Raw genomic sequence first — 9,864 nt, 5'->3', positions numbered from 1 at the left:
AAGTGCTTCATTTAAATCAAATGTCTCTTTCATGTGTCTTTCCTTTAGAATATGTTATTCTATCGGATTGACACAAAATTTCTAACACTCCCTAATTAGTGACTTCGTATATAATATTTTTCACTTTATTAAATCTTGTTTTTATAAAAAACTGTAATGTACTATAGTGTAAAATCGCGTTTAAAATGTCCCAATTAGTGGAATATGAAATGTCCCTACTGTAAAGCTTAAATGTAAGATAGCGTATTTTAGGGATTTGTAGGGGTTGGGTTGTTGGGGTAAGTGGGGTTTCTTAAGAGGTTTTTGGCACTAAGGAACTACTAAGGAACAGACTAAGGAACTATTTTAAAGCCCTGTTTATGGGGTTTTAATGGTAATAAGTGGTTTTTAGGTAGAGTTACTAAGGAACTAAAAAAGCTTAAACTTAAAGATTTGAATTAGTTTTGAGGGGTATTAAATGGGGGTTTAAGATGTGTTAAATGAATATTTAAACATTGTGCAAAAATTGCACTTTTTGAAGTAAAAATATCTAAAGTGTTATTTGCACCAGTTACTCTTTTTGTGACCATGATATATAACGGCAAGATCTCTCTTAACCAGCTCTTTAGCAACACTTTTACCATCTACATATACATCTGCAACAATTCTAAAATACTTTCCACGGTGCATATTGCGAAGCTCTATGACTTTTGCATTACGAAGTATATTTACAGTTACTTGTTTGGCTTTTCTTGCAAGAATTTTTTCCTGTTTGCATTTTCCTCTCAGCTCAGGCGTGTCAATACCATTTATACGAATAGGTATTCTTTCGCCGATTATGCTCGGGTATTCTGCAATATTAACCCTGAATGTATCGCCGTCATAAATGGATGTAACTTCAGTCACTCTAACATTACCAAAGTTTTTATTATTTATTGAGCCTGCAAAGAGGCTCGGTGAAAGCAGAAATAATAATAGTATTTTTGTTATTTTCATAACTATTTATCGCATAATTCTTTTGCTTTTTCAGTAAGATAGCCAAGATCCATCTTTAAACCTTTTATTTTAGGGTTATCAGCCCATACTTCATTAAGTGCTTTTAAATCGTTTTGACCGTAATGCATATCTGCATAACCAGTAAGTCCATAAGCTTTGCCATTCACTATAACAACAGGAGCTTTACCAACATCATCTACGTAACATTTTATTATTGCCTTATCGGTTTTAAGAGGCCATTTGTCACCAAACTCTTTTTTTGTTACCACTTTTTCTTGTGGTCCACTTGAACATCCAATAGCTATAAAAGCTACAATCAACAGTGCAATTTTTTTCATGTTTTTTCTCCTTTTAGATTGATTTTAATTTTCCCCTAACAATTGCAATAATTTTTATATCTTCTACTTCCATATCTTGTAGAACAATATCTTCATAAATTGGATTATTACTTTTTAAAATCAATGTATTTTTAAATGGAATTTTTTCTATTTTTTTAATATAGATATCACCTTGTATATTAATTATGACCGTATCACCATTTTTAATTTCACTAAGTTCATCAACTTTTTCAATAATTGCAATATCACCATTTTTAAAAAATGGCTCCATACTGTCACCTAATATATTAATTAATTCTATTTTTTTTGGATTTATTATTTTTAAAGTTTCTAATAAAAATACAGATAGTTCTATTTTTTGAGGTAAAAAATTAAAATTCTGTGCACCCCCTCCAGCACTTGCATATATATCTGGATAATAATTAACTTCTATAGTATTGTTAGTTTTGTTTTCAGGAATCATTGTTCCTTTTCCTGTTAGTAACCAATCAAAAGAAATAGAGTATTTTTCTCTAATAAGATCAGCTATTTCTACGCTCATTTTATTTTTTCCTATTTCTATGTCTTTGATTTTATGCCATTTTATCCCTAGTTTATCTGCAAATTGTTGTTGTGTAAGCCCTAAGTGTTTTCTTACTTTTTTTAGCCTTTCTCCACCACTCACTTATATCCTTTTAGAAAATTACTAAAAAATAGAGTATTTTTATTGACTAATAGAGAAAATTACTCTATAATCTCTAAAGAAGTTATTTTTAACTATATCGGCAATAATCGCTATAAGGATTATATCAAATGAAACAAAAATTAAACATAGACACTGCAAAGATACTGGATGACTGGGGAACCGTAAAGCGTTTTTGCAAAAAAAACGGAATAAACATAAACACTTACAGAGTCGTTAAAGCAGGCAACGGCAAGAGTAAAAAAATAGAAAATATATTAAAAGAGCATGGGTATTTAAAATGAAATATAAAACTTATAGCTCTTACATCAAAAACGTCAAGAAGCCTATGAGCTACCAAAGATACAAAAAGGCTTTGTATGAACAGATGGACAAAGAGACAAAGCAGAAGGTTCTTGATTTGATTCGAAGCGGTAAAAAATTTGGTGAGGTGTGCGAGATCGCAGGTGTTTCGATTGATGAAGTGTGTTGTGTTTTTGAAGAGAATATCATCAAAACATGTATGTATGATTTAAACAGAGAGGCTAAGTAGTGAGAAGTAAAGAGCTTGCTTTAGAGTTTGAATGTACTGAACGCTACATTAGAAAACTCACCAAAAAAGCCCTTGAGAGTGGGAAAAACTACATTACCATCAAGGGTGAGAAGGTGGTTTTTAAAGAGATTACAGGGGTCAACGTGGGACGCGGTGGCAAGGTGTATGAGTATATCTTGCCTAAGAGCACGCAAGCAAAAAAGAGACGAGTGAGTGTAAGCAAAGTGGTACCTGCAATGCTGCCAAAGATCGACCTGGAAAATCCAAGTGTAGAGGATAAGATGGAGATAGTTGGAGTTTACAACAAGACAAAGAGTAGCATAAGAGCACTTGCAGAGGCTTATAGCATTGAATCTAACGGTAGATTTAGTGCTGTGAGTCTTGAGAAGCGGTTTAAACGCTGGATCGAGAAGTTTAAGCGTGAAGGTAAAGAGGGATTGAAAGATAAAAGAGGTAGCAAAAAGCAAAGTAGCATTGATTGGGATCTCTTTTTGGGTAGTTTGGTGCAAAAGGGGAACTTAAAGAGTTACTACGCCAGGTACTGCTATGCGTACTGTAAGCAAAATGATCTACCTTATGATGTGTTTGAGCCAAAAAGCAATGTCAGCTACTCAAATTTTGTGAAGTTTTACAACAAGCATAAAGATGATTTCATAGTCAAAGCGGTTTTAAAAGGTCCTGATGCGCTCGATAGATTGCAACCAATCTTTAGAAACCACTTTGAGTATGCAAATCAACTCTGGGAGATAGACGCTACAACGCTTGATCTGATGGTGAAGGTGCCAGTAGTTGATGGAAAGGCTAACTTTTTTGAAAAAAGAGAGAGTGAAAGTTACATTCTTAAGAGATTTGCACTTATTGGGGTGGTGGATCGTTTTAGTGGTGCTAGGGTTTATGTTCTTAGGCGCAGTGACACAAGCTATAGCGATGTAAGGCTGATTGAAAAGGCTTTTGGTTTACTTGGAGTTCCAGAAGCAATTAAAGGCGATAACGGCAAAAACTATGTGAGTAGCCACTTTCAAGGGGTTTTAGATCGCCTTGGAGTTTACTACATAGCTAGCACTCCTTACAGCGGGTGGGAGAAAGGCGGTGTTGAGCGAGGTTTTAGAAGCATTCAACATTTCCACGTTTTTGAAAACTTGCCGGGGTTTATAGGACACAATCCCGCCGAGAGAATCGACATCGAAAACCAAAACACTAAAAAGAGCCAAAAATCAAGCAATGTTCAGACAAACATCAAAGGTAAGTTGATGTGGTGGTGGGAAGCTGAAGAGGTGATCGATGGGATCATAAATCGTCTCTTTGAAGAGCAGATGAAGTTTCATAGCAAGATAGCCCAGATGATGCAGATACCAAATCTTCATATTTTGCTTGGAAAACAAGAAGCTAGAAAACTTCAACGAGAGGGGATCACCTACGGCGGTCGGCTCTATGTTAATCCTGAGATTTACAACCATTTTGGAGCCGGTGAGGTGGTAGAGGTTTATGAAGAGATCGATGATGTGAGTGTAGTTTACGCAAAAGTGGGTGAAAATGAGTTTGTAAGAATGGTAGATGAAACAGTAGCAAATATCAGCGTCGAAGAGGCAAAAGAGGCTAAGAAAGCGTACAAAAAAGAGCATATAGAAGCGGTTAAAAAGGCTATTGCTAGTGGCTGGAGAACTTTTGAAGAGATGAAGTGGGTAAATGTTGATGGAAGTAAAGAGTTTAGCAAGATAGCAAGTAGCAAGGTGGTCAAAAAGGTAGTCAAGCCTGAAAGCAAAGAGAGTTCAAATGTGAGTGATTTGGATAGGCTCATAGAGATGGCTGGCGGGTATGGGTGATTTTGAATTTTGAATTTTGAATGTTGAATGAAGGCTCTTAAAAGGGGTTTCATTTAGCATTTAAGTGGTCTTGAATGCGTGTTGTTTTACTTGGCATTGTTAAGTTTGCACCTCTTTAGGTTGAGCTGGGGGCTTGTTAAAACTTACTCCTTGGGTGTTCCAGCCCCCTGTTCAGCCTAAAAAGCGAGACTGAAGTCTCGACCCCGTTTTTGGGCTAGAAAAAAAGAGAGGTGAAAAATGGATCAGGCAAGAAAATGCGTAGCTTGTACAAGAGAGGTATTGGAAGTACTGAACAAATATGAACTCAACGGTGAAGAGGTGATGGCTGTTTTGATGGGTATAGTTCAGATGAGCGATGAGCTATACAGTCAACACGGTATATCGAAAGGTACTTTCATAAAGGCGATTAAAACCGGTTGTGAAAAAGTGATAGAGGAGTTGAAAAATGAATCTAAGAGATGAGTTTAAAGGATTTTTGGAAGCGAACGGGCTAAAACAGGCTCATGTTGCCCGTTCGATTGGTGTTAGTGCTGGACTAATCAGCGCTTGGTTAAAAGGTGCTTACAAGGGAGACAATGAATCCCTTGAAGCTAAAGTCAATGACTTTATGCGTAATTATAGCATAAAGTCAGAGACAAAAAAAGAGGATGAGCAGATAGTAATGCTTAGCAATATGCTAAAGGCTCATTTTGTGATGGATGAAGCGGTGGTGATGAATGAGATGGCAGTACTTTACGGAAAAGCCGGTAGCGGTAAAAGTACTGCTGTAAAAGAGTGGCTAAAAAACCATCCAGAGGCGGTTTTTGTCGAGGTGGTTCCTGGTATGAGCGTGGTTAGGTTCTTAAAACTTGTAGCCGAAAAGCTTGGCATTGAAGGGTCAAACAAGACAGATGAGCTTGTCATAGAGTGTGCCAAAGAGTTTAAAAGAAGAGATAGCGTTTTGGTGGTTGATGAGGCTGAACATCTAACTATCAACGCGCTTGAAGCTGTGAGGCGTATATATGATTTTAGCAAAGTTCCGGTTATCTTGGTTGGAACATATGGACTCATTCGCAATCTAAAAGGCAATCGCGGGGAGCTTTTGCAGCTTTATAGTCGCATCAGTGGCAAGTGGGAGTTTAGAGAGCTGGGCGAGGAAGATTTTGAAAAGCTTTTTGGAGAGCATAGCAAGCGAGTAAAAAAATATACCACTCATTTAAGACGAGCGGTAAATCTGTACAGAAAGGCAAAAAGGTTTGCACAAATTGCAAAAGAGTCTTTGAACGCTAAGCATATAGACACTGCAAGTTCAATGATATTTCTTGATTAGGAGATCATAAATGGAGAGTATATTTTACATAGACTTAAAAGATAAGTTCACTTTGGTCAATGCTTTGGTGGCTTACAAGCTAAATGCAGATGAAAAAGAGAGAAAGAGAGCAGATGAGCTTCTTAGGCGGGTACTTGGCAGTGGTGAAAATTTTACAAAAAATAGTCAGTTAAAAGTAGAAAGACTAAATGGAGCTTACGCATGACAAAGAGACAGAGAGCTTATAGGCAGTCTCTCATAAGATCTATTCATACATCGCCCCTTTGGCACGAAGTGTACGGAAATGATCGTGAGCTTTATGAGACTATGCTTTTTAACACATTCAGAGTCAAAAGTTCTAAAGAACTTAGCATAGAGGAGCTAAAGAGTTTGGATGATTTTATGCACAGGCGAACCGATAGGGTAGCACCTGGTGGAGTCTATGCAAGCAAACAGCAGATATCTTTTATACAGACTCTTTGGTTTGAAAAAGCCACGTTTAAGCTTGGGTTCAACCTGCTTAAATTTGCAAGCAGAGTCTTAAAAAGAGATGTAAGAGATTTAACAAAGATAACAAAAAAAGAGGCTAGTCGATTGATTGCTGGCATTAAAGCACTTAAGCCTTTACAGGCGGTAAACAATGTTTAGGGTATTGCTACTGCCCGTCTTTGGCGGGTAGTGTGGAGTACTCCAAATTTGCGGGACTGAAGTTTCGACCCCTTTTCCCTAAAAGGATTTAGCATGCTAAAGGTTGTAAAGAAAAGAGTTGTAGCAGTTGCTACCAGGTATGGGTTTGTCTATTGGCAAGATAGTAAATTTAAGGAGATGGTGTATGCAAGAGATAAAAAACTGGGACGATGTAGATGCGGCTTTAAAACAGCTAGCAAGCTTGGAGGTAAAGAGAAATGAGGTTGAAGGTGAGTTAAACGAGAAATTAAATGCACTAAAAGAGGAGGCAAAAAAGCAAGTTGCACCTATTTTGGAGCAGATAAAACATCTTACTAAGCTAGTAGAACTCTTTGCGGCTAGTAAAAAAGATGAGTTTGCAAAGAAAAGAACCAAAGAGCTTACATTTGGCAAGGTAGGTTTTAGACTGGTTACAAGCGTAAGCGTGCCAAGAGATAAGGCTAAAGTTGAAGCACTTTTAAAAAGCCTTAAAGCTTATGGTCTTAGTGATTGCATAACTTTTGTTGAAAAACCTGACAAAGAGAAACTAAAAGAGCTTGACGATACCACTTTGGTAAAACTTGGGCTTGAAAAAAAGGTAAAAGATAGCTTTAGAGTTGAGCCATACTTAGAGAAGGTAAAGGAGTAGTAGATGATGGACATGGCGCTTGGTTTTTTGGCTGGTTGGCTTGCGTGTGAGGTCTATGTGATAAGCAAATATAGACTAATTTCAAAGGATTAAACGATGTTTGAAGTAGCGTTAAAGAGGGTTTTAAAGTATGAGGGTGGATACATAAACGATCCAGATGACACTGGAGGTAAAACGTACAAAGGTATAAGCAGTAAGTTTCATCCTGATTGGCAGGGGTGGAAGATCATAGATGAGTTAAGCGTTGTAGATGGTTACGAGAAAACGCTTGATGAAAATGAGAAGCTAAATGAGTTGGTAGAGAAGTTTTACTACTCTTCGTGGAAAGCTTGCGGTGCTGAAAATGTAGATGGAATATATCCGACTATTGCGGTTGAATACTTTGATAGCGTGGTAAATATGGGACAAAAAAGAGCGGTAAAACTGTTGCAAAAGAGTGTAAATAAGGTTTTGCAAAGAGAATTCATAAAAGAAGATGGCATCTTAGGACCAGTTACTTTGCAAGCACTTGATATAGCGGTGGACATGAACATAGATATAAACTTCACCTACAAACATTTACGAGCTAAAAAGTATGTAAAGATAGTGCAGAAAAATCCAAAAAATCTCAAGTTTTTGGGTGGCTGGATCAATCGTGCGCTAGATCTGGCATAGACGGGACTAAAGCGGGACTGAAGTCCCGTCCCCGTAAAGAGGGTTTAGGATTTAGGGTTTAGTTTTAAATCTTAAATCATAAACCTTTAGGAGCTGAAGATGAAGCAAAAGTTAATAACAGTTAAACAGATTGAAACTATCGAAAAACTAGCAGAGCCGATTTTTGGTAACATCAAATCGAGTGGATTTGAAAACTTTAGCAGATGGTTAGTTGAGAATTTTGGATATTTTGATCATCTAAACATAAGTAGCGCTACTGCAAGCAAGGTCATACAGAAACTCAAAGAAATAAGAGGGACAAACAGCAGTGCTAAGCCTTCAACCCCTGCCGGTTTTTGGGACGGTGTGGTGCGTGTGATGGCAAAGGTTTACTTAAAAGGCTTTTATGAAGGTAGAGTTGCTAAAGAGAATGCTCCATCTTTAGATGAGATAGAAAGAGTGATCAAAGAGGAGTTTTTAAGCTCTAAAAGTGCCTAAACTTAGGGCTTTCAAAGTAGTTTTACAGTAAAATAAAATAAAAAGGCTAACTCAATGATGTGTCCATACTGCGGTCATATGAAAACTAGAGTTTACGCTACGCGTACAGGGCTTGTGACCGAGCGGTTTCGTGAGTGTGCTAAGTGTGGCTACAGGTTTTTGACAAAAGAGTTAGTCAAAGAGGATCCGCTCCCTTTTGAGTACAACAGGTACTTAAAAGAGATCGGAGAGATCAAAGAGAGTGAAAACAAGGGGCAGTGATGGATGTACTAAGCAGAGTAAAAGCCTTAAATCAAGAGTTAAATGCTTTGAGTGAAAAGCTGCTAAGAGATGGGGTGAGTAAAGAGATGGTGCCTATCTTTGAGCTTTTAAAAGAAAAGAGCGAAAAACTCTACTACATAGCAAAAGTGAATATAAAAGATGATAAGCGTCATTAGAGAGCTACTAGAGGCAAAAGATAGCGGCAAGACGCTTACTTTGGCGCTAAAAGATGCCTTTGGTGTTAGTAGCGATAGAGAACTTTTACTAGCAAGGGCAGAGTATCTAAAGAGACTAGAGAGGCTAAAAGCCTTTAGCGATGATGAAGATGTAGCAGAGATTTTAGATGAGATAGCAAGACTCTTTAGCACTACAAACAGTGACATAGCGCTAAAAAGCAGCGACATCTCAAAAGCACACCTTGCTACGCTAAGCGCTCTTTATAAACACTTTACTAACTCAATGGAGTTTAAGATATATGTCGATATAGGCTTTTTGAGCGAGGAGTTAAAAGAGTTTGATCTGCACTTAGCAAAAGAGATCTTAGAGGCGCTAAAAGAGTTTGATCTAGAGTTTAAGCTCATAGGAAATAGTGCATACGAGAAGCTTTATGTAAAGCTTTTAGGGCTATTTGCACTCTATAAAGATGAGTTGCAAAGCTCTAGTGAGTTTAAGACTCTTTTATCTAGGCTCTTTGAGAGGGTGGAGTTTGCAAAAAAGGTCATAAATTCTGCAAAAGAGCTAACAGCAAGTAGCATAGAGCTGCTAAATCTTTTAAAGGGGTAAGAATGGAAAGCAATCTCATAAAGAGGGTTTGTAAGGAGTTGGGGCTGACGCAGAAGGAGTTGGCGGAGAGGTTGGGAGTAAAACCATCTGCAGTTTCAAATTGGTCAAATGGTGATATTCCTAATTTGGCAAAAATTGTTTTAGAACAAATGATTGAAATAAATAAGCTTCAAACAAAACTACAGACAATCAAAGAATTTAAAAAACTTCTAAACGATCTATAGACTTCAAAGCAGGTTTTTCCTGCTTTTTGCACTTCAAATCAATTCTTCAAATTTATGAACTTTTACAAATCCAGCGGTTATTTTCGCCATAAGAGTTTTAGACTCTATTCCGCATATGGCAAAACTCATTGTGGGACTAAAGTCCCATCCCCTAACGGGGTTGCGACTCATCGCTCTTTACGGGATGGATTATAGCATATCTATGATAGCAAAAGAGTTAAACAGAACCTACAGAGCAGTAAAAGAGAAAGCTTATAGACTAAAACTTCAAGGGGTGCTATGATGAAAGCGCACGAAAAGCTTTGCGACGCACTAGATAAGATGGAGGAGATCCGCTTAAAGATCAAGCTCCTTTCAGTGCTGCTTAGCAGTGCTGACAAAGAGAGCTTTGATGATGAGACATTTTTAGCGCTTAGTAGCTACCTGCTAGAGCTAGAAAACGAGCTTTTAAAGAGTGCCGAGGCTTTAGAGTAGCCTTGGTTTTTTTGGTATAATACTCTTTGGTAATGAAA

Annotated in this window: 20 protein-coding genes; 17 read left to right on the top strand and 3 right to left on the bottom strand. The window is 37.5% G+C overall.

All coding sequences use genetic code 11. From position 1 onward, the window contains the following. Positions 1–537: 537 nt before the first annotated feature. Genes BM227_RS08865 through BM227_RS08855 form a run of 3 tightly spaced genes read right to left on the bottom strand, consistent with a single transcriptional unit; the run spans position 538 to position 1,977 of the window. On the bottom strand, positions 538–975 hold the full coding sequence (locus BM227_RS08865; RefSeq protein ID WP_092913123.1) for a thermonuclease family protein: 438 nt from the start codon (positions 973–975) through the stop codon (positions 538–540). A 2-nt stretch (positions 976–977) separates the two neighbouring features. Further along, positions 978–1,313, bottom strand: a complete 336-nt coding sequence (locus BM227_RS08860) for a DUF2511 domain-containing protein (protein WP_092913121.1) — start codon at positions 1,311–1,313, stop codon at positions 978–980. Positions 1,314–1,326: 13 nt separating this feature from the next. Then, complete coding sequence (locus BM227_RS08855) at positions 1,327–1,977, bottom strand: XRE family transcriptional regulator (protein ID WP_092913119.1); 651 nt, start codon at positions 1,975–1,977, stop codon at positions 1,327–1,329. A 128-nt stretch (positions 1,978–2,105) separates the two neighbouring features. Here BM227_RS08855 and BM227_RS12770 point away from each other — a divergent pair, with 128 nt between their 5' ends. The 17 genes from BM227_RS12770 to BM227_RS08790 all read left to right on the top strand — a co-directional run bounded on the left by BM227_RS12770 (position 2,106) and on the right by BM227_RS08790 (position 9,826). After that, positions 2,106–2,279, top strand: a complete 174-nt coding sequence (locus BM227_RS12770; protein WP_177202031.1) for a hypothetical protein — start codon at positions 2,106–2,108, stop codon at positions 2,277–2,279. Continuing rightward, positions 2,276–2,527 carry a hypothetical protein gene (locus BM227_RS08850; RefSeq protein WP_092913117.1) on the top strand — a complete coding sequence of 84 codons (252 nt, stop codon included), beginning with the start codon at positions 2,276–2,278 and terminating at the stop codon, positions 2,525–2,527. Before BM227_RS12770 ends, BM227_RS08850 begins: the two co-directional genes overlap by 4 nt. Then, the gene (locus tag BM227_RS08845; RefSeq protein ID WP_092913115.1) at positions 2,527–4,350 is read left to right on the top strand and encodes a DDE-type integrase/transposase/recombinase; all 1,824 of its coding nucleotides are present in this window, start codon (positions 2,527–2,529) and stop codon (positions 4,348–4,350) included. The genes BM227_RS08850 and BM227_RS08845 overlap by 1 nt, the downstream gene beginning before the upstream one ends. 237 nt (positions 4,351–4,587) lie before the next feature. Next, on the top strand, positions 4,588–4,812 hold the full coding sequence (locus tag BM227_RS08840) for a hypothetical protein (protein WP_092913113.1): 225 nt from the start codon (positions 4,588–4,590) through the stop codon (positions 4,810–4,812). Beyond that, entirely contained in the window at positions 4,796–5,659 is an 864-nt protein-coding gene (locus BM227_RS08835; protein WP_092913111.1) for an AAA family ATPase, read from the top strand. Before BM227_RS08840 ends, BM227_RS08835 begins: the two co-directional genes overlap by 17 nt. Positions 5,660–5,669: 10 nt before the next feature. Beyond that, positions 5,670–5,864, top strand: a complete 195-nt coding sequence (locus BM227_RS08830; RefSeq protein ID WP_092913109.1) for a hypothetical protein — start codon at positions 5,670–5,672, stop codon at positions 5,862–5,864. Then, on the top strand, positions 5,861–6,286 hold the full coding sequence (locus BM227_RS08825) for a phage protein GemA/Gp16 family protein (protein ID WP_092913107.1): 426 nt from the start codon (positions 5,861–5,863) through the stop codon (positions 6,284–6,286). Before BM227_RS08830 ends, BM227_RS08825 begins: the two co-directional genes overlap by 4 nt. Before the next feature lie 93 nt (positions 6,287–6,379). After that, positions 6,380–6,547 carry a hypothetical protein gene (locus tag BM227_RS12765; RefSeq protein ID WP_177202030.1) on the top strand — a complete coding sequence of 56 codons (168 nt, stop codon included), beginning with the start codon at positions 6,380–6,382 and terminating at the stop codon, positions 6,545–6,547. Beyond that, the gene (locus BM227_RS08820; protein WP_177202029.1) at positions 6,471–6,953 is read left to right on the top strand and encodes a host-nuclease inhibitor Gam family protein; all 483 of its coding nucleotides are present in this window, start codon (positions 6,471–6,473) and stop codon (positions 6,951–6,953) included. Before BM227_RS12765 ends, BM227_RS08820 begins: the two co-directional genes overlap by 77 nt. 96 nt (positions 6,954–7,049) lie before the next feature. Next, positions 7,050–7,607: a glycoside hydrolase family 108 protein gene (locus BM227_RS08815; RefSeq protein WP_092913103.1), complete on the top strand. Its 558-nt coding sequence runs from the start codon at positions 7,050–7,052 to the stop codon at positions 7,605–7,607. Between the two features lie 99 nt (positions 7,608–7,706). Next, positions 7,707–8,084 carry a hypothetical protein gene (locus BM227_RS08810; protein WP_092913101.1) on the top strand — a complete coding sequence of 126 codons (378 nt, stop codon included), beginning with the start codon at positions 7,707–7,709 and terminating at the stop codon, positions 8,082–8,084. Between the two features lie 54 nt (positions 8,085–8,138). Next, positions 8,139–8,345, top strand: a complete 207-nt coding sequence (locus tag BM227_RS08805) for an NrdR family transcriptional regulator (RefSeq protein WP_092913099.1) — start codon at positions 8,139–8,141, stop codon at positions 8,343–8,345. After that, complete coding sequence (locus tag BM227_RS12760) at positions 8,345–8,521, top strand: hypothetical protein (RefSeq protein WP_177202028.1); 177 nt, start codon at positions 8,345–8,347, stop codon at positions 8,519–8,521. The genes BM227_RS08805 and BM227_RS12760 overlap by 1 nt, the downstream gene beginning before the upstream one ends. Beyond that, entirely contained in the window at positions 8,505–9,128 is a 624-nt protein-coding gene (locus BM227_RS08800; protein WP_092913097.1) for a hypothetical protein, read from the top strand. Before BM227_RS12760 ends, BM227_RS08800 begins: the two co-directional genes overlap by 17 nt. Positions 9,129–9,130: 2 nt before the next feature. Further along, the gene (locus BM227_RS08795; RefSeq protein WP_092913095.1) at positions 9,131–9,352 is read left to right on the top strand and encodes a helix-turn-helix domain-containing protein; all 222 of its coding nucleotides are present in this window, start codon (positions 9,131–9,133) and stop codon (positions 9,350–9,352) included. Positions 9,353–9,467: 115 nt separating this feature from the next. Further along, complete coding sequence (locus BM227_RS12915; protein ID WP_218147934.1) at positions 9,468–9,635, top strand: hypothetical protein; 168 nt, start codon at positions 9,468–9,470, stop codon at positions 9,633–9,635. Continuing rightward, entirely contained in the window at positions 9,632–9,826 is a 195-nt protein-coding gene (locus tag BM227_RS08790) for a hypothetical protein (protein WP_177202027.1), read from the top strand. Before BM227_RS12915 ends, BM227_RS08790 begins: the two co-directional genes overlap by 4 nt. Positions 9,827–9,864 lie beyond the last annotated feature (38 nt).

The sequence above is a fragment of the Hydrogenimonas thermophila genome, from assembly GCF_900115615.1.
Taxonomy (GTDB): Bacteria; Campylobacterota; Campylobacteria; order Campylobacterales; family Hydrogenimonadaceae; genus Hydrogenimonas; species Hydrogenimonas thermophila.
Note: the sequence above shows the minus strand (reverse complement) of the source record. Positions and strands in the feature narration are given on the sequence as shown.